This window comes from Amycolatopsis sp. NPDC089917, assembly GCF_040684635.1.
Lineage (GTDB): Bacteria > Actinomycetota > Actinomycetes > Mycobacteriales > Pseudonocardiaceae > Amycolatopsis.
The window spans coordinates 1-17,250 of sequence record NZ_JBFBGL010000005.1 but is presented as its reverse complement, the minus strand read 5'-3'; the positions used below and the strand labels follow the sequence as shown (position 1 = coordinate 17,250).

Annotated in this window: 22 protein-coding genes; 13 read left to right on the top strand and 9 right to left on the bottom strand. The window is 69.2% G+C overall.

Annotation, left to right across the window (positions count from 1 at the left end; translation table 11 throughout):
- Nucleotides 1–275 precede the first annotated feature (275 nt).
- Nucleotides 276–743 carry a CGNR zinc finger domain-containing protein gene (locus tag AB0N89_RS05535; protein ID WP_364200509.1) on the bottom strand — a complete coding sequence of 156 codons (468 nt, stop codon included), beginning with the start codon at nucleotides 741–743 and terminating at the stop codon, nucleotides 276–278.
- Between the two features lie 93 nt (nucleotides 744–836).
- Between AB0N89_RS05535 and AB0N89_RS05530 the strand changes: the two genes are divergently transcribed.
- The 3 genes from AB0N89_RS05530 to AB0N89_RS05520 are packed head-to-tail and all read left to right on the top strand — an operon-like array spanning nucleotide 837 to nucleotide 2,275.
- Nucleotides 837–1,205 carry a VOC family protein gene (locus tag AB0N89_RS05530; RefSeq protein WP_364200507.1) on the top strand — a complete coding sequence of 123 codons (369 nt, stop codon included), beginning with the start codon at nucleotides 837–839 and terminating at the stop codon, nucleotides 1,203–1,205.
- A gap of 33 nt (nucleotides 1,206–1,238) precedes the next feature.
- A complete protein-coding gene (locus AB0N89_RS05525) occupies nucleotides 1,239–1,616 on the top strand; it encodes a zf-TFIIB domain-containing protein (protein ID WP_364200505.1) in 378 nt (125 codons plus the stop codon).
- Between the two features lie 2 nt (nucleotides 1,617–1,618).
- Nucleotides 1,619–2,275, top strand: coding sequence for an AAA family ATPase (locus AB0N89_RS05520; protein ID WP_364200503.1), 657 nt, complete (start codon nucleotides 1,619–1,621; stop codon nucleotides 2,273–2,275).
- On the opposite strand, the gene AB0N89_RS05515 is transcribed toward AB0N89_RS05520, so the two are convergent.
- Nucleotides 2,240–3,370, bottom strand: a complete 1,131-nt coding sequence (locus AB0N89_RS05515) for a methyltransferase domain-containing protein (RefSeq protein WP_364200501.1) — start codon at nucleotides 3,368–3,370, stop codon at nucleotides 2,240–2,242. The two genes, AB0N89_RS05520 and AB0N89_RS05515, sit on opposite strands and share 36 nt — an antisense overlap.
- Before the next feature lie 109 nt (nucleotides 3,371–3,479).
- Here AB0N89_RS05515 and AB0N89_RS05510 point away from each other — a divergent pair, with 109 nt between their 5' ends.
- The 5 genes from AB0N89_RS05510 to AB0N89_RS05490 all read left to right on the top strand — a co-directional run bounded on the left by AB0N89_RS05510 (nucleotide 3,480) and on the right by AB0N89_RS05490 (nucleotide 7,021).
- Complete coding sequence (locus tag AB0N89_RS05510) at nucleotides 3,480–3,944, top strand: helix-turn-helix transcriptional regulator (protein WP_364200500.1); 465 nt, start codon at nucleotides 3,480–3,482, stop codon at nucleotides 3,942–3,944.
- Nucleotides 3,941–4,621, top strand: a complete 681-nt coding sequence (locus AB0N89_RS05505; RefSeq protein ID WP_364200499.1) for a hypothetical protein — start codon at nucleotides 3,941–3,943, stop codon at nucleotides 4,619–4,621. The genes AB0N89_RS05510 and AB0N89_RS05505 overlap by 4 nt, the downstream gene beginning before the upstream one ends.
- Nucleotides 4,622–4,708: 87 nt before the next feature.
- A complete protein-coding gene (locus AB0N89_RS05500; RefSeq protein WP_364200495.1) occupies nucleotides 4,709–5,002 on the top strand; it encodes a DUF2516 family protein in 294 nt (97 codons plus the stop codon).
- Nucleotides 5,003–5,015: 13 nt separating this feature from the next.
- Nucleotides 5,016–5,570, top strand: coding sequence for a YbaK/EbsC family protein (locus AB0N89_RS05495; RefSeq protein WP_364200493.1), 555 nt, complete (start codon nucleotides 5,016–5,018; stop codon nucleotides 5,568–5,570).
- Nucleotides 5,567–7,021 (top strand): aromatic amino acid lyase, encoded by a 1,455-nt coding sequence (locus AB0N89_RS05490; RefSeq protein WP_364200491.1) that lies wholly within the window; start codon nucleotides 5,567–5,569, stop codon nucleotides 7,019–7,021. The genes AB0N89_RS05495 and AB0N89_RS05490 overlap by 4 nt, the downstream gene beginning before the upstream one ends.
- Here the strand turns inward: AB0N89_RS05490 and AB0N89_RS05485 are convergent.
- Both AB0N89_RS05485 and AB0N89_RS05480 read right to left on the bottom strand, forming a co-directional pair.
- Nucleotides 6,960–7,676 (bottom strand): ABC transporter permease subunit, encoded by a 717-nt coding sequence (locus tag AB0N89_RS05485; protein ID WP_364200489.1) that lies wholly within the window; start codon nucleotides 7,674–7,676, stop codon nucleotides 6,960–6,962. The two genes, AB0N89_RS05490 and AB0N89_RS05485, sit on opposite strands and share 62 nt — an antisense overlap.
- A complete protein-coding gene (locus tag AB0N89_RS05480) occupies nucleotides 7,673–8,359 on the bottom strand; it encodes an ABC transporter permease (RefSeq protein WP_364200871.1) in 687 nt (228 codons plus the stop codon). The genes AB0N89_RS05485 and AB0N89_RS05480 overlap by 4 nt, the downstream gene beginning before the upstream one ends.
- A 149-nt stretch (nucleotides 8,360–8,508) precedes the next feature.
- On the opposite strand from AB0N89_RS05480, the gene AB0N89_RS05475 reads away from it, so the two are divergent.
- From AB0N89_RS05475 to AB0N89_RS05465, 3 genes are all read left to right on the top strand, one after another.
- On the top strand, nucleotides 8,509–9,429 hold the full coding sequence (locus AB0N89_RS05475) for an ABC transporter substrate-binding protein (RefSeq protein WP_364200487.1): 921 nt from the start codon (nucleotides 8,509–8,511) through the stop codon (nucleotides 9,427–9,429).
- Between the two features lie 155 nt (nucleotides 9,430–9,584).
- A complete protein-coding gene (locus AB0N89_RS05470) occupies nucleotides 9,585–10,019 on the top strand; it encodes an SRPBCC family protein (protein ID WP_364200485.1) in 435 nt (144 codons plus the stop codon).
- A gap of 100 nt (nucleotides 10,020–10,119) precedes the next feature.
- Entirely contained in the window at nucleotides 10,120–11,118 is a 999-nt protein-coding gene (locus AB0N89_RS05465) for an NADP-dependent oxidoreductase (protein ID WP_364200483.1), read from the top strand.
- A gap of 83 nt (nucleotides 11,119–11,201) precedes the next feature.
- Here AB0N89_RS05465 and AB0N89_RS05460 read toward each other — a convergent pair whose 3' ends face one another.
- The 5 genes from AB0N89_RS05460 to AB0N89_RS05440 are packed head-to-tail and all read right to left on the bottom strand — an operon-like array spanning nucleotide 11,202 to nucleotide 14,704.
- Nucleotides 11,202–11,831: a pyridoxamine 5'-phosphate oxidase family protein gene (locus AB0N89_RS05460; protein ID WP_364200481.1), complete on the bottom strand. Its 630-nt coding sequence runs from the start codon at nucleotides 11,829–11,831 to the stop codon at nucleotides 11,202–11,204.
- A gap of 15 nt (nucleotides 11,832–11,846) precedes the next feature.
- Nucleotides 11,847–12,731: a formyltetrahydrofolate deformylase gene (gene purU / locus AB0N89_RS05455; RefSeq protein ID WP_364200480.1), complete on the bottom strand. Its 885-nt coding sequence runs from the start codon at nucleotides 12,729–12,731 to the stop codon at nucleotides 11,847–11,849.
- Nucleotides 12,709–13,368: a DedA family protein gene (locus AB0N89_RS05450; protein ID WP_364200478.1), complete on the bottom strand. Its 660-nt coding sequence runs from the start codon at nucleotides 13,366–13,368 to the stop codon at nucleotides 12,709–12,711. The genes purU and AB0N89_RS05450 overlap by 23 nt, the downstream gene beginning before the upstream one ends.
- A gap of 47 nt (nucleotides 13,369–13,415) precedes the next feature.
- On the bottom strand, nucleotides 13,416–14,225 hold the full coding sequence (locus tag AB0N89_RS05445; RefSeq protein WP_364200476.1) for a class I SAM-dependent methyltransferase: 810 nt from the start codon (nucleotides 14,223–14,225) through the stop codon (nucleotides 13,416–13,418).
- Nucleotides 14,207–14,704 (bottom strand): DUF2505 domain-containing protein, encoded by a 498-nt coding sequence (locus AB0N89_RS05440; RefSeq protein ID WP_364200474.1) that lies wholly within the window; start codon nucleotides 14,702–14,704, stop codon nucleotides 14,207–14,209. Before AB0N89_RS05440 ends, AB0N89_RS05445 begins: the two co-directional genes overlap by 19 nt.
- A gap of 26 nt (nucleotides 14,705–14,730) precedes the next feature.
- Between AB0N89_RS05440 and AB0N89_RS05435 the strand changes: the two genes are divergently transcribed.
- Nucleotides 14,731–15,795 carry a UDP-N-acetylmuramate dehydrogenase gene (locus AB0N89_RS05435; protein ID WP_364200472.1) on the top strand — a complete coding sequence of 355 codons (1,065 nt, stop codon included), beginning with the start codon at nucleotides 14,731–14,733 and terminating at the stop codon, nucleotides 15,793–15,795.
- A 181-nt stretch (nucleotides 15,796–15,976) separates the two neighbouring features.
- Nucleotides 15,977–17,155: an Ig-like domain-containing protein gene (locus AB0N89_RS05430; RefSeq protein ID WP_364200470.1), complete on the top strand. Its 1,179-nt coding sequence runs from the start codon at nucleotides 15,977–15,979 to the stop codon at nucleotides 17,153–17,155.
- The last annotated feature ends 95 nt before the right edge of the window (nucleotides 17,156–17,250 follow it).

Below are 17,250 nucleotides of genomic sequence, written 5' to 3'. Positions count from 1 at the left end.
CCACACTCCGGAGGCCCCACTCGGAGTTGTCCACAGGAAGTGGAGTCATCCCCAGGGTTATCCACAGCATTTCACGTCTTTGGCCTAACGCTGTGCACAACCCCTGGGGGTAACTCGGGGGTGGGTGACCCCAGAAGTTGTGGTCGTTCGGGTCCCGACGGGTCGAGGCGGCGGCTGTCACCAGTCTCGCCGAGATGTCATGAAAGGGTCGTTCAGGACAAATTTCGTCCTGAACGACCCTTTCATGACATACGCGGAGGATCCGGCCACGCCGCTCAGGTCGAGACGTCCGCCGTCCGCGCCCGCCAGGCCCGCGCCTTCTCCCGGTTCCCGCACGCCCGCATCGAGCACCACGTCCGCGACCGGTTGCGCGATTCGTCGTAGAACGCCCACAGACAGTCGTCCGCCGGGCAGATCTTGAGCCGGATCCACTCGCCGAGCACGGTCAGCCGGGTGGACGCGGCCATCACCGCTTCGCTGACCGTTTCCGCGACGAGAAGCGGGCCTTCCGGGCCGAGGACGATCTCCGCCGGCGCGCGCAGGCCGAGCCGGGGCAGTCGCGGGTCGCCGATGGCGGCCCGCAGCGCGTCCCGGGTTTCGCGCGCGGCCGCGGGGGTGTCCGCGCGCAGCCGGTGATCCCGGGCCCAGCGTTGCCAGGTCTCCAGATCGTCCAGGAGGTCGGTGCCGCGTTCGACGTTCACCGTGTTCAGAAACTCGACCACCAGGGACGCGTCGGTGTTCACCTCGCACAGTGTACGGGCGAGACCTGTTGTCAACGGCTCCGATAACCCGCATACTTGGTTCACTGGTTACTCGATCATTCTGGAGGCTGAACCATGGGTGCGGTACCGACCTTCGGCGCGGTGGCCCTCGACTGCCCGGACCCGGTCGCGCTGGCGGAGTTCTACCGCGAGCTGCTCGACTGGAAGGCGGCCGAAGTCGCCGAAGACGGCCATTGGGTGACCCTGCGGAACCCGCTGGGAGGCGCGCGGTTGTCGTTCCAGCGCGTGCCGGACCACCGGCCGCCCGCGTGGCCGTCCGCCGAGAACCCGCAGCAGGCCCACGTCGATCTCGACGTCACCGACCTCGAAGCCGCGCACGGGCGCGCGCTGGCCATCGGCGCGAAGCTGCTCGACGACTCGCCGGAGACCTTCCGGGTGTACGCGGATCCGGCCGGACACCCGTTTTGCCTGTGCGCCTGCTGACCTCGGACGCGAAAAATGCGTAATCTCTGATACGTGATTTGTCCGAAGTGTCAGAACGCCATGAAGACCGTCGACAAGAACGGCATCCACATCGACCAGTGCCAGGGATGCCGCGGCATCTTCCTGGACAGGGGCGAGCTGGAAGCCATCACCAACGCCGAGAGCTCGTACTACGGCGGGCACCAGCCCCCGCCGTATCAGGGAGGTGGGCACGCGCCGGCGCCGCACTACGGCCGCCCGGACTCCCCGAGGCCGCATCGCGGCGGGTACGCGGACTCGCCGAAGGGGTACCGCGGCGGCTACGCCGACTCGCCCAAGGGCTACCGCGGCGGCTACGCGGACTCCCCGCACGGGTACGGCCACCACGGCAAGCGTCGCAAGGGCGGCTTCCTCGAAAATCTCTTCGACTGACCGTGGTCCTCGATCTCAAGATCTGCCCGGCCTGCGGTGATCGCGCCGAACGGCCACACGTCGAGAACGGGCTGCTGGTGTGCGCGGAATGCGCGCACCGGTGGCCGTTCCGGCGGCTCCCGCTGTTCGCGCTGACCGGGCCGAGCGGGGCGGGCAAGTCGACGGTCGGGCCGCTGCTGGCGCGACGGCTCGGCGACCTCGCGCTCGTGGTCGAGCAGGACGTGCTGTGGACCGGGGCGTTGCGCGACGACGTCCCCGGGCATCCCGCGTTCCGCTCGACCTGGCTGCGGATGGCGGCGATGCTGCATCAGAACGGCCGTCCGGTCGTGCTCTGCGGCACCGTCGCGCCGCCCGAATTCGAGCGGCTGCCCGAGCGCGTCTTCTTCTCCGGCATCCACTACCTGGCGCTCGTCAGCGAGCCCGAAGCGCTGCGCAAGCGTTTGCTGGCGCGGCCCGCCTGGCGCGAGTGGGACGAGGAGCGGGTCGAGGAGATGCTGGAGTTCAACGAGTGGCTGCAACGGGAAGCGCCCTCGATGGACCCGCCGGTCGAGCTGTTCGACACCACCCGCCGCCCGGTGGACGCCGCCGTCGACCACGTCGAGACGTGGGTGCGAAGGCTGCTTTCAGGGGTGCAGGGGCCAACTGCGGCCGTCGGGTGAGTCCAGCCAGATCACCTGGTGCTCGCCGTCGAGGCTGAGCCCGAACCGGTCCCGCCACGGCTCGCCGAGGTCGAGCCATTCCTCGTAGGCGCTTTCGACGGTCTCCCACAGCCGCCGCGGACCGCCTTCGGCCACCTGGAACTCGCTGCCCGACTGGCGGTGCCGCACCCAGGAGCCGTCCGGGTGGACCAGCGCGGCACGTGAACCGTCCCGCAGGGCCGTCACGCCCGGGAGTTCGAGCCCGGCGAAGAACTCGAAGCGGCTGCGGATTTCCGTGATCACTCCCATCGGCAGTCGCGTCGGCCGCCAGGCGACGTCGCCCTCCGGCATCTTCGACGGCTTGAACCGGTGCGCGCGCAGCGGCATGAAGCGACCGTCACGGGACAGCACCCGGCCCTGGCCCGTCGCGCCTTCACCCGCGACGATCCGCACCAGCCCGCCGCCGATCGGCCGGTTCAGCGTGGTGACGATCAGTCCGCCCGGCACCGTCTGTTCCAGCCACGCGGGCGGGATCGACGACACCGAACACGTACAGATCACCCGGTCGTAGAGCACGCCCGCCGGAAAACCCCGGGCGCCGTCACCCGCGGCGCACGACGGCGCGTACCCGGCCTCCGCGAGCCGCTCGCGCGCGGCGTCGACCAGTTCCGGGTCGATGTCCACGGTGTACACGAGCCCGGAGCCGAGCCGCTGGCAGAGCAGGGCGGCGTTGTAGCCGGTGCCCGTGCCGATCTCCAGGACGCGGTTCCCGTCGGCGACCCGGAGCTCCTCGAGCATGATCGCCATGATCGTGGGCTGGCTGGACGAACTCGTCGGCGTCCCCGGCTGCGCGCCGAGATAGCGCGCCCGTTCCCAGAGCCCGGAGTCGTCGTCGAGCTGGACGACCAGCACGTCGGGGGAGTAGACGCGGGCGAGCCATTCTTCGTCGCCGGTCTCCATCGCGGCCCAGCCGTTCGCCGCCGGGACGAAGAACCGCGGCAGGAAGACGTGCCTCGGCACGGTGCGGAACGCGGTCATCCAGCGCGCGTCGTGCAGCACGCCCTCACCGAGCAGATGCTCGACCAGGCGCCGCCGCAGCCGCGTCGCGTTCGACATCCCCCCACGGTAGCCGGGTGAGCACCGACACACTCGATGGTTGCAAGCAGAGTGCTTGCAATTGCTAGCACTCGCGCGTAGCGTCGATGACGTCGCGAGGAGGTGACCGATGTCAGACACCAACCGGGATCAGCCCCCATCGGGCGGACCGATGGAGAAGGTCGCGGACATCGCTTCCGACATCGGCGAGTACATCCGGCAGCAGCGCAGCAACGCGAAGATCTCCTTGCGGCAGCTGTCGAAACTCGCCGGCGTGTCCAATCCGTACCTGAGCCAGATCGAGCGCGGGGTCCGCAAACCCAGCGCGGAGATCCTCCAGCAGATCGCCAAGGGCCTGCGCATCTCGGCCGAGGCGCTCTACGTGCAAGCGGGAATCCTCGATCTGCCCACGGGCGGCCCGGTCGGCGACGCGATCCGCGCCGACACCGAGCTGACCGAACGGCAGAAGCAGGTCCTGCTCGACGTCTACGAATCGTTCCGTCGCGAGAACGCCGCCGCGACGCCGGCACAGACAACGCAGGCGGCGGACGCGAAACCCGAAGACCAAGCCGCAGAATCCAAGGAGTCAGCATGACCACGGCCACCAAGACCGAACGCAAGCACACCGCCCTCGACCAGGTCCGCACTCCGCTGCTGGCCGCGCTGGGCGCCGGCAACCTGGCCGGACAGGCCGTCGTCGACGCCGTGTCGAAGGCCAAGGAGCGCGTCGTCGAGAGCGGCGAGTCCGCCCGCAAGAACATCGAGGAGCTCCCGCACGACGTCGAGGGCCTCCGCGAGAAGCTGGACCCGGCCGAGCTGCGCAAGGTCATCGACGAGTACACCGAAGCCGCGCTGAAGCTGTACAACAAGCTGGCCGAGTCCGGCGAGCAGGCGTGGGACAAGATCGCCGCGCAGCCGCAGGTCAAGAAGGCCATCGAGCAGCTCGAAGACGCGCTGAGCACCGCGCAGGACCGCGTCGAGGGCGCCACCACCGACGCCCGTGAGCGCATCGACACCGTGCTCGGCAAGGTCACCAAGGGCACCCGCTCGGTGGGCGAGAAGACCGCCCGCAAGGTGACCGAGGTCGCCGGCGAGATCGCCGACGAGGTCGAGGAGATCGGCGACGACCTCGCGCACGAGACCCGCTCGGCCTCGCGCAAGGTCGCCAACAAGACCGCGCCGAAGACCACCTCCCCGGCCGCGCGCCGCACCGGCACCACCACCGCGGCCGCCAAGAAGCCGGCCACCGCGCCGAAGACCACCGAGAAGTAAGGTCCGCGCGCGCTCTCCAGGGCCCCTGGCACCCGCTTCGGTGCCAGGGGCCCGGGTCATTCGCCCGGTTTGACGTAAGCTGAGTTCGTGCTCGTTGCCAACTGGATCCTCATCGCCATCCATTGGGGCGGCGCGCTGACGGGGCTGTTCGCCTTCGTGCACGCGCTCCGCCAGCGCTCGGACGCGTATTCGGCCGCCGATCGGAAGACCAAGCCCATCTGGATGCTCATCACCGGCGGGTCCACCGTCGTGATGACCTTGTTCCAGTTCTACGGCGGCGGCATGATCCTGTGGCTGCCCGCCCTGGTCGCGGTCCTGGTCTACCTGGTGGACGTCCGACCCAAGCTCATCGAGGTGCAACGCGGCGGCCGCAACTGGTGACTAGGGTGGCGAGGTGACCACCTGGACCATCGCCGGAAGCCTCACCGTCGTCCCCGCCCCGTCGCGCACGGACCTGCTCGCCGAGCCCGTCGCCAAGGCCCTCGCCGCACTTTCCGATCCCGACGCCCTCGGCGTCGCCGAGATCGACGCCGAACTGGCCGACACCGCCGCCTTCTGCGAGGCGTACGGTTCCCCGCTTTCCGCGTCCGCGAACTGCGTCGTCGTCGCCGGCAAACGCGGCGGTGAGGTCCGCTTCGCCGCCGCCCTGATCCTCGCCACCACCCGCGCCGACGTGAACGGCGTGATCAAACGCCGTCTCGACGTCCGCAAGGCGTCCTTCGCCCCGATGGACGAGGCGGTCTCGATCACCGGCATGGAGTACGGCGGCATCACACCCGTCGGCCTGCCCGAGTCGTGGCCGATCCTGATCGACCGGCGCGTCGCCGACGAGCCGGAGCTGATCATCGGGAGCGGGATCCGCGGCAGCAAGCTGCTGATCTCGGGTTCGGCGCTCGCCTCGCTGCCCGGCGCCGAGGTGATCGACGACCTCGCGCGCCCCGTCGAGTGAGGCTGTCCACAAAGGACTTCTCCCTGGCTTCGGCGTTCGAAGCGGGCTTTCTCGAGATCGATCCCGCGTTGCTGGCGAGGCTCGGTGAAAACCGCGCCCGCGTCCTCGGCGCGCTGACCGGCCGCCCCGTCTACGGCGTGAACACCGGCATGGGGCGGCTCGCCGGGATCGCGGTGGACGCCTCGGCCGATCGGCAGCGGAACCTGCTGATCGGCCGGGCCGTCGGCGGCCCGCCCTGGCTCTCGCCCGCGGAAGCGCGCTGGCTCCTGCTGGTGCGTCTGCGGGATCTGCTCGCGCCGGAGGCGGGCGCGAGCCCGGAGCTGGTGACGTTCCTCGTCGACAGGCTCAACGAGGGGTTCACGCCCGCCGTGCCGAGGACGGGGCTGGGCAGCGCGGGCGAGATCATCCCGCTGGCGCACGCCTTCCAGACCTTTCTCGGCGTCGGGACCGTGCTGGTGGACGGCGTCGAGACGCCCGCGTCCGAAGTGCTGGCGAAGCCGTACGAGCCGGGGCTCAAGGAGGGCACGACCCTCATCCAGGGCTCGCCGCTGGCCGAGACGCTCGCCGCCTTCGCGCTCGCCGAGGTCCGGCGGCTCGTGGACCTCCAGACGCTGGCCGCGGCGATCGCGATCGACGTTCTCGGTGCGCCGCAAGCCATCTACCGTCCCGCGCTGGCGGGAGACGACCGGGTTCTCCGTGCGGTCCTGGCCGAGGTGAGTGAACTGATCCACGGTTCCGCCGAACGGCCGGATGTCGTGCAGGCGCCCGTTTCCGTCCGCGTCGCTCCGCGCGCGATCGCTCATCTGACGCGGGTCGCCGACGACCTGGACGACGTCCTGCGCCGCTCGATGCCGGCCGACTCCCCGGCGTTCCTCGACGGCGAATTCGTGTCCACGACGGGTTTTCACGCCGTCGAACTCGGGCTGCGGATGGACGCCGTGTCGGCGGCGCTGGCGCATCTCGGCGAGGTGAGCGTCCAGCGGGCGCACCGGATGCTGGACGAGCGGTTCAGCGGTCTGCCTCCGCAGCTGGCGGCGGATCCGGGGCCGCAGGCGGGATTGGTGCCGCTGCACAAACGCGCGGTGGGGGAACTGCACGCGTTGCGCCGGCTCGCCACACCCGCCACGTTGGGCTCCGTCGACACTTCCGCCGGGCAGGAGGACGTGCAGGCTTTCGCTTGGGCGGCGGGGAATCAGCTACGCGACGCGTGCGCGCGGATGGCCGCTGTCACGGCGTGCGAGCTGATCACGGGTTCGCAGGCGCGGTGGCTGGCGTCCGGGGAAGGGGCGCCCGGACTGCGGGCCGTCTATGAGTGGCTGCGGGAGCTGGTGCCGCCGGTCACCGTCGATCGGTCGCTGGGGCCGGAAGTGACGATGTTGGTTTCGGCGCTCACGCACGGGCCTCCGCGCGGGACTGGATCGCCAGCCCGCGCGGAGTCACCCAGCGCGTGATGAGCGCGAAGACGCCCTCGCACACCAAAGCCAGGACGACGACGGCGATACCGCCCGCAAGGATCTCGCCGTGGCCCGGATCCCCGAGCGCGAAACCGTCCACAATGTACCGTCCGAGCCCGCCGCCGTCGTTGACGATCGCGCCGATCGCGACGGTCGCCACCAGTTGCAGGAACGCGACGCGGGTACCCGCGAGGATGACCGGTGACGCGAGCGGCAGCTCCAGTCGCAGCATGATCTGCCACTCACGGTGACCGGTTCCGCGCGCGGCGTCGACGGTTTCCTGCTCCAGCTGGATGACGCCCGCGTAGGTGTTGGTGAACAACGGCGGCAGGGCCAAGGCGACCAGCGCGAGCATCAGCGGCCAGAACGTCGTGTCGACTTCGAGCCGGGAAGCCAGGAACCAGAACAGGATCACCAGCCCGAAGCTGGGGATCGCGCGGCCGATGTTCACCGCGCTCGTCGCGAGGAACTGCGCGCGGCGGTAGTGCGCGAGCCACAACGCGGGCGGGATCGTCAGCACGGCCGAAATCGCCAGCGCCAGCAAGGAAAACTGAAGGTGCTCGACCGTCCGGTACGGCACGCCCGCCGGATCCGTCCAGCTCCAGCGGTTCGGTTCGCCGAACCATGCGATGGTCTGGTCGATGATGCTCATCGCGACGCCGCCTTCCGCGACCACGGCGCGAGCGCGCGCCCACCGAGCCACAGCAGCAGGTCCACCACCACGGCGAGCACCACGGAAAGCCCGACGCCGACGATGATCGACGTCGGGTTCGGCGTCGCGGTCTGGATCCCGTTGCGGATGAAGTAGCCGAGCCCGCCCTTGCCGAGCATGGAAGTCACCGTCACGAGCCCGATCGTGGTCACCGCGGCGACGCGCAGGCCCGCGATCACCACCGGCAGCGCGAGCGGCAGTTCGACCTGCCACAGCAGCCGCGCGCGCGTGAAACCCATGCCTATCGCGGCTTCGCGGACTTCCTTGGGTACCTGCTCGACTCCCGTGACGATGTTGCGGATGAGGATCAGCAACGTGTACGTCGCCAACGGGATCACGGCCGTGGTGAAGGACGTCAAGCCGGTGAAGGGCACCAGAACGGCGAAGGCGCCGAGACTCGGGATGACGTACAGCGAACCGGCCGTGCCCAGCGCGAGGGCGTAGAACCACCGGCGACGCAGCGAAACCACGGAAACACCGATCGACACCACCAGCCCGATGGCGAGCGCCGCCGCGGTGAGCGTGACGTGTTCGCCGAGCCGCTCGAAGATCTCGTCGAGGTTGCGGTCCACCCACCGCCATTCGAACAGCGGCCGCCCGCCTTGGGCGGGTACGGGGAACACGGAGGATGCTCGCACCGGCCGACCTTACCCCGTTCGGGCGGCCGGATTCCGCTCTCTGAGAGCACACGGGGCGGAACTCTCAAAATGTGGATTCTGTCGTGACCCGGAGATACGGTTCATTCCTCTGAACGAGTCATAGGAGTGTGCACGTGCGCTGGACACGGAATGTTCGAGTGGGCGCGGTGCTCGCCGCCGCCGTCCTCGGTATGACCGCCTGTGGGGGTGGCGACGACGCGGCGGCCCCGGCCGCGCAGAGCAAGGGCGGCGCGCCGATCGTCGTCGCCTCCTTCAACTTCACCGACAGCCTGGTCCTCGCCGAGCTGTACGCGAACGCCTTGGAGGCCAAGGGCTACCCGATCACCCGCAAGCTGAACCTCGGTTCGCGCGAGCTGATCTACCCGGCGCTGAAATCCGGCGAACTCCAGTTCATCCCGGAGTACCAGGGCGCCGCGATCACCACCGGTTTCGGCAAGGACGCCGCGAAGGACGCGGCCGGCGAGCACGAGCAGCTCAAGAAGCTGTTCGAGGCCGACGGCATCGGACTGCTGGACTACTCGCCGGCGGAGGACAAGAACACCTACATCGTGAAGGCCGACCTCGCCAAGGAGAAGGGCCTCGCGAAGATCAGCGACCTGTCCAAGGTCGACAACGTCGTCGTCGCGGGCGGGCCGGAGTGCGAGAAGCGGCTTCCCTGCTTCAAGGGCTTCACGGACGTCTACAAGTTGAAGGCGACTTTCCAGACCGTGCAGGAAGCGGGCCCGCGCGTCGAGCAGCTGCGGTCCGGCAAGGTCACCGTCATCCCGGTCGACTCGGTGAGCCCGCTCGTCGGCGATCCGCAGTTCGTGGCGCTGGAGGACGACCTCGCCATCGTGCCGACCGAGAACGTCGTTCCCGCGGTGAACAAGAAGGTCCTCGACGAACGCGGCGCCGACTTCGCGGCCGCCGTCAACGCCGTGAGCAAGGCCCTCGACACCGTGCAGCTGCGTGAGCTGAACAAGCGCGTCGACTCGGACGGCGAGAAGCCCGCCGACGTCGCGAAGGACTGGCTGAAGGAGAAGTCCCTCATCTAGCCCCAGCTTGAAGTACATGAAGGCCCCCTTCCTTGCGCCTAGGTACAGGAAGGGGGCCTTCATGTACTTCAGCCGGGGCGGGGGGCGCTCGCTCCTCCTGCGCGCGGCGGTGGAATCGTGGACGCTGTCTTGCAACACGGGTGAAAGGGAGTGGGATGGGAAAGGTCACGGCCATCGCGGAGCGCACCATCGAGGCGCCGGCGGACAAGGTCAGGGCGCTCGTCGCGGACTACGCCGAAACCCGACCGAAGCTGCTGACCGAGCACTACCGCGACTACGAGGTCACCGAAGGCGGCGTCGGCGCGGGCACGAAGGCGAGCTGGAAGCTGCAGGCGACGTCGAAGCGTGTGCGGGACGTCGCCGCGACGGTGACCGAGCCGTCCGAAGGCACTCTCGTCGAGACCGACGCGAACTCCAGCATGGTCACCACATGGACCGTGCGTGAGGTGCCGGAGGGCAGCCTCGTCCGCATCGAGACGTCCTGGGACGGCGCGGGCGGCATCGGCGGCTTCTTCGAGAAGACCTTCGCGCCCGGCGGGCTCAAGCGGATCTACGAGGGAGTGCTCGGCAAGCTCGCCGAGGTCGTGTAGCGCTCACCACAATCGGAATGGTCGCCCCGGTTAGCCCGTTGTACCAGTCATGGATACGGGGCGATCGCCCCGCTTCGGCTACAGACTTTGGAGTTACCTCGTGAACGCAACCGAGATCCGGCTCGCCTCCCGTCCGCACGGTGTCCCGACGCTGGAGAATTTCGAGATCGCCGACGTCGAGATCCCGGTGCCGGGCGAGGGCCAGATCCTGGTCCGCAACCAGGTGCTGAGCGTGGATCCGTACATGCGCGGCCGGATGAGCAGCGCGAAGTCCTACGCCGAGCCGTACGAGGTCGGCAAGGTCATGCACGGCGGCGCCGTCGGTGAGGTGCTCGAGTCCACCGTGGACGGTTTCGAGCCGGGCGACATCGTGCTGCACGGTCTCGGCTGGCGTTCGCACGCCGTCGTCGACGCCAAGCACGCGGTGAAGGTCGACCCCGAGGCCGCGCCGGTCACGGCGTACCTCGGCGTCCTCGGCATGACCGGGCTCACCGCGTACGCCGGGCTGCTCGACGTCGCGGAGTTCAAGGAGGGCGACACCGTCTTCGTGTCCGGCGCGGCAGGCGCCGTCGGTTCCGTCGTCGGCCAGCTCGCGAAGCTGAAGGGCGCGAAGCGGGTCATCGGCAGCGCGGGCACGGACGACAAGGTCAAGTGGCTGACCGACGAGCTGGGCTTCGACGCGGCGTTCAACTACAAGGACGCCCCGGTCATCGAGCAGCTGCGCGCGGCGGCGCCCGAGGGCATCGACGTGTACTTCGACAACGTCGGCGGCGAGCACCTCGAAGCGGCCATCGACTCGATCAACCTGCACGGCCGGATGGCGATCTGCGGGATGATCTCGGTCTACAACAACACCGAACCCGCCGCGGCGCCGCGCAACCTCGCGTCGATCATCGCGAAGCGGTTCACCATGCGCGGCATGCTCGTGGGCGATCACTTCGCGCTGCAGCCGCAGTTCGTCAAGGAGGTCGCGCCGCTGGTGTCCTCCGGCGAGCTCAAGTACTCCGAGACCATTGTGGACGGTATCCGCAACGCGCCGCAGGCCTTCCTGGACCTGTTGGGCGGGGCGAACACCGGCAAGATGCTGGTGCGCGTCTGACCCGCTTCCCGATGTCATGAAAGGGTCGTTCAGGACGAAAAACGTCCTGAACGACCCTTTCATGACATTTGCGCGCGCGGAGCTCAGTACTGCGTAGTGAGCGCGCCTTCGGTCAGAGCGGCATCAAGGGCCTCCGCAGTGACGTCCAGCTTCATCTGGTCCCGGAAGATCTGACCCGCGCTCGGCAGGCTGGAACGCTCCGGCCAGGTGTCCGGCTTCCACAGCGACGACCGCAGGAAAGCCTTGGCGCAGTGCATGTACAGCTCCTGGACCTCGACCAGGATCGCCAGCGCGGGCCGCTTTCCCTTGACCACGAGGTCGTCGAAGAACGGCGCGTCCGCGACCAGTTTCGCGCGGCCGTTGATCCGCAGCGTCTCGTTCATGCCCGGCACGAGGAACAGCAGTCCGGCGTGCGGGTTGTCGATGATGTTGGTCTGGCTGTCGAGCAGCTTGTTGCCCGGCCTGTCCGCCAGCACCAGCGTGGTGTCGTCGAGCACCTTCACCGAACCCGCCGGATCGCCGCGCGGGGAGACGTCACAGGTCCCGTCGGACGACGCCGTCGCCAGCAGGTAGAACGGCGAGTGCTCGATCAGCGTGCGCGCGTGCTGGTCGATGAAGGGGATGATCTTCCCCCGCGTGCGCTCGGCCGGATGGCCCAGGTGCTCACGCAGCGCATCGAGCGTCTCGATCGTTTTGATCTCTGAAGTCCCCATGACCTCAGTGAAGCATCAAAAGACGACGGTTCGGTTACCGTGCACCAGCACGCGGCCCTCCAGGTGCCACCGCAGCCCGCGCGCGAGCGTCACCTTCTCGATGTCGCGGCCCTTGCGGACCATGTCCTCGACCGAATCCCCGTGGTCGACGCGGATGACGTCCTGGTCGACGATCGGGCCCGCGTCGAGGTCCGCGGTGACGTAGTGACAGGTCGCGCCGATGAGCTTCACCCCGCGCGCGTGGGCCTGGTGGTACGGCCGCGCGCCGACGAACGACGGCAGGAAGCTGTGGTGGATGTTGAGCGCCCGCCCGGCCCACGCTTCGCACAGCTCCGCGGGCAGGACCTGCATGAACCGGGCGAGGACGATGGCGTGCGGGTCGTGCTCGTCGACCAGTTTCCGCACCTCCGCGAAAGCGTCCGCTTTCGCCGAGGCGTCGCCGGCGGGGAACGGGACGTGGTGGAACGGGATGCCGTGGGCGCGCGTGATGTCGCCGAGCGACGAGTGGTTGCCGATGACGGCGGCGACGTCGACGTCCAGTTCCCCGGACGCGACGCGGCCGAGGAGGTCGTAAAGGCAGTGCCCCGCCTTGGAGACGAGGATCACGGCGCGACGTCGCTCACCTGTGTCGGTGACTTGCCAGCTCGACTCGGCCGAAAGCGACTTCGCGACGTCGGCGAAGCGCGTGCGGAGTTCGGTGGCGTCGAACGGGAGCGAGTCGGCGCGGACGACCTGGCGGGTGAAGAACCAGCCGGTGTCGGGATCCGTGTGATACGCCGCTTCGACGATCCAGCCGCCGTGCTCGGCGAGGAAACCCGAGATCCGGGCGATGATGCCGGTGCGGTCCGGGCAGCCGAAGGAGATCACGTAGCGACGTTCAGGGTTCGACACAGACACCATTGTCGCCGGTCTCGGCCACCGCGCGGCGCCGGGTCAGGATGCGGACGCGGACCCGCCTGCCGATCTCGATCGCCGCGACCAGCAGCAGTCCGATCGCGAAGGACAGCAGAAGGCCCTTCTCCGGTTCGTCCGCGAAGGCCGCTCCGCCGATGAGACCTATCAGGACGCTGTACACCGCCCAGATGCCCGCGCCGAGGGCGTCGAGCAGGACGAACTTGCGCGGCGGGTAGCCGAGACTGCCGTTGGCGAGACCGCTCGCGACGCGGCCGCCGGGCAGGTAGCGGGCGGCGAGGATCAACAGGACGGCGTTGCGCCGCACCTGGATCTTCGCCCATTCGTAGCGCCGGACCCCGTCCGGACCGCGCTGCAGCCGGGCGAGCGCCCGCGGGCCCGCGGCGGCGCCGACGGTGTAGCCGAGGCAGTCGCCCAGCCAGGCCCCGAGCGCGGCGACCACCGCGAGCAACGCCAGCTGCGGGAAGTCCGGGCCGATGAGGACGGCGACGGTGATGACCGTCGTCTCGCTCGGCATGAACGGCAGGAGCGCGTCCAACCCGGACACGAGGAACACGATCACCCACAGCCAGGGTGATCCCAGCGTGCCCCGAAGCAGTTCGGTGACGTACTCCAGCAGTTCCACGGTTCCATGGTGATCACCGCAGGTCGCTACGGGGTGACGGAGTGGGGTTATACCGGTGAATTCCTCGGCGCGACGGCGGACCAGGGCACGGTCAGCTCGCCGAGCCGCCAGCGCGAAGGCCGGTTCAGCACCGGCCAGCCCCGGCCGGTGAGCAGGTGCACGGTATGCGCCCAGCGGGCGCGGACGCCGAAGTTCTGATGCGGCGCCGCCGTCGCCCAGCAGACGTCCAGAGCGGACAGTAGTTCGTGGACCCGTTCGCCGGGAACGTTGCGGTGAATGAGGACCTTCGGCAGCCGTTCGGCCACTGTGGACGGACGTTCCAGGCTCGCGAGATGGACCGACAGGGTGAGCGTGCGCGGTCCGTCGTGACCGACAGCGACCCAGGTGCTCAACCGCCCGATCTCGTCACAGGTCCCCTCGACCAGCAGCCCGTCGGGCGCCATCGCGTCCAGCATCAGCGACCAGGCGCCCGGGACCTCGGCCTCGTCGTACTGCCGCAGCACGTTGAACGCGCGCACCAGCAGCGGCCGCGTCCCGGCGAGTTCGAAGCCGCCGCGCCGGAAGTCCAGCCACGGCTTGTCGACGGCGGCCTGCGCGACGGCGACCCGGTCGGCGTCCAGTTCCAGGCCCAGCACCCGGACGTCGCGGCGCACGGACCGCAGCCGGCGCGCCATCTCCACGGTGGTCACCGGGGAGGCGCCGTAGCCGAGGTCGACCACCAGGGGTTCGTCCGCGCGGCGCAGCAGCCGCGTCACGCCCGCGTCGCTCGCGAGCCACCGGTCGACGCGGCGCAGCCGGTTCGGGTTGGTCGTCCCGCGTGTCGGTGCCCCGACCGGCTTCAGCGCTCGGCCAGCCACTTCGCGACGAACTCCGCCTCGCGTTCCAGCAGTCTGGTGACCTGTTCGGCGATCACGCTCTCCAGCTTCCCGCCGACGAACGGGATCCGCACCTTGACCTCGCCGCTGTTCACCAGCGTCGTCCGCTCGCCTTCGCCGGTCAGGGACGTCTTCGCGGTGATCTCGCCCGGCACGCCCGACACGGAAGCCGTCGCGGTGCCGGCGTAGCCGGTTCCGGAGGTCTTCCAGGTCTGCTCGCGCTCGACGATCAGGTCGCCCCGGTGCAGTGTCCGCACGGCGGACGGGAGCTTGTCCGAGCTGATGCCCTGACGCAGCTTGTAGCGCACGCCGTCCTCGGCCGGGGCGTACTCCAGCAGTTCCGCGTCGTCGCCGCCGATCTGCTCCAGCCTGGCCCGCAGCGCCGGCTCGCCGGCGACCGCGTCGAACGTGGTCGCGAGGTCTGCGGAGAACGCTGAGCGGTGCTCGATACGGGAGGCCATGGCGCCAGACAGTACCGTTCACGGGCGTGAGCACTGCCGAAACTCCCACCGAGCACGCCGCCCTCGCCGACCACACCACGCTGCGCCTCGGCGGCCCGGCGCGGCGCTATGCCGAGGCGAAGACCGTGCAGGCCCTGGTCGACGCGGTCCGCGAAGCCGACGACGCGGGCGAGCCGGTCCTCCTGCTCGGCGGCGGCTCGAACCTGGTCGTCTCCGACGACGGCTTCGAGGGCGCGGTGCTGAAGGTCGGCAACACCGGCTGGACGCGTGACGGAGATCTCGTCGAGGTCGCGGCGGGACAGAACTGGGACGAGTTCGTCGCGGAGCTGGTCGCCGAGGGCGTCGGCGGGCTCGAATGTCTCTCCGGGATCCCCGGTTCGGTCGGCGCGACGCCGATCCAGAACGTCGGCGCGTACGGCTGCGAGGTGGCCGAGTCCCTGGTCTCGGTCGACCTCTACGACCGCACCGCTCGCGAGATCCGCACGCTGACCGCGGAAGAGCTCGGCTTCGGCTACCGCACGTCGATCCTGAAGGGGACCGACGCGGGCGTAGTCCTCACAGTGCGCTTCAAGGTCAACGAAGACGGCCTCTCCGCGCCGATCCGCTACGCCGAACTCGCCCGCACGCTCGGGGTCGAGATCGGCGACCGAGTCCCGGTCGCCGAAGCGCGCGAAGCGGTCCTCGGGCTGCGTCGCGGCAAGGGAATGGTCCTGGACGCGGACGACCACGACACGTGGAGCGCGGGCTCCTTCTTCACCAACCCGATCATCGGGGAGGCGCAGCTGGCGAAGGTGCTGGCGGGGATCGTGGACGTCGTGGGCGAGGACGTGCGCGTGCCGCAGTACCCGGCGCCCGGTGGCACGAAGCTGTCCGCGGCGTGGCTGATCGAGCGGGCCGGGTTCGGGAAGGGCCACGAGGGTCCCGGCGGCAGGGTCTCGCTGTCGACGAAGCACACGCTCGCGCTCACCAACCGGGGCAAGGCGTCCACGGAGGACCTTCTCGCTCTGGCGCGCGAAGTGCGCGACGGCGTCGAGGCCCGCTTCGGTGTCTCGCTGCACCCGGAGCCCCTGCTCATCAACTGCTCGCTCTAGCCGCGACCCGCTCGCCAGGCGTTTCGTTATGCAAACCGGAAAATCCCGAACAACCCCACGTCACCTCCGTGCGTCTATCACTCCGAGGGGCGAGGGTGAGTTCCGTCGCCACGGGTAACGTCGGAGAGGTCCTCAGCGCTGAGCGGGTAGAAGCTCGCGGGGGGCTCATGGGAGGTACACGGTGATCGAACGGCGCACGGTGTTCAAGGCCGCGCTCGCCGCGGGGGCGGCCATGCTGGCCGCGGCCTGCTCCAGCGAGGAAGGCGGCAACGCCAAGCCGGAAGGCGGTAGTGGCGGCGGCGAGCAGGAAGCCGCGCCGGTGGCCAAGATCACCGCCGAGCCCGCGGCCGACGCCAAGGACGCCCCCGTGGTGACCCCGATCGTGGTGAAGGTCGCCGACGGCAAGCTCACCGAGGTCAAGGTCACCGGTGACGGCGGCAAGGACGTCAAGGGCGAGCTGTCCGCCGACGGGCTCACCTGGACCAGCTCCGAGGTCCTCGGCTACGGCAAGACCTACACCTACGCCGCGAAGGCCACCGGCAGCGACAACAAGCCCGCCGAGTTCAAGGGCAGCTTCACCACGCTCAAGCCCGTCAAGGAGGTCCGCGCCACGCTGAACCCGGCCGACGACGCCGAGGTCGGCGTCGCGATGCCGATCAGCGTGAAGTTCGCGTCCCCGGTCAAGGACAAGGCGGCCGCCGAAAAGGCGCTCAAGGTCAAGACCGACAAGGACGTCGAGGGCTCCTGGGGCTGGCTGTCCGACACCCAGGTCGACTGGCGGCCCAAGGAGTACTGGCCCGCCAACATCACGGTCAACGTCGAGGCGAAGCTCTACGGCGTCGCGCTCGGCGGCGGCGCGTACGGCAAGGCCGACGTCACCACCAAGTTCAAGATCGGCCGCAACCAGGTGGTCAAGGTCAACACCCCCGACCACACGATGAAGGTCTACCGCGGCGGCGCGGAGTCGGCGAGCTACCCGTGTTCGAACGGGCTCGACGGCGACGTCCAGCGGAACACCCCCAACGGCACGTTCATCGTGATGACGAAGGAGCCGACGGCGCGGTTCGACAACGCGCGCTACGGCTACACCAACGTCAACAAGAAGTGGGCCTGCCGGATCTCGAACAACGGCGAGTACATCCACGAGAACCAGGACAACGCGGCGAACATCGGCAAGTCCAACACCTCGCACGGCTGCGTGAACCTGCTGGAAGCGGACGCGAAGAAGTACTTCGACTCGGCGCTCATCGGCGACCCGGTCGAGGTCACCGGGTCCAAACTGGGCAGTCCGACCAAATCGGACGTCAAGAACTGGTTCTACGACTGGAAGTCCTGGAAGGCCCTGTCGGCCATCAAGTAGTCGCGAGTCCGTGAAGGCCTCCTTGAGGGACCCAGAGTCCCTCAAGGAGGCCTTCACGGACTTCTGGCGGGTAGGGGAGACCACGCGACAGCCCA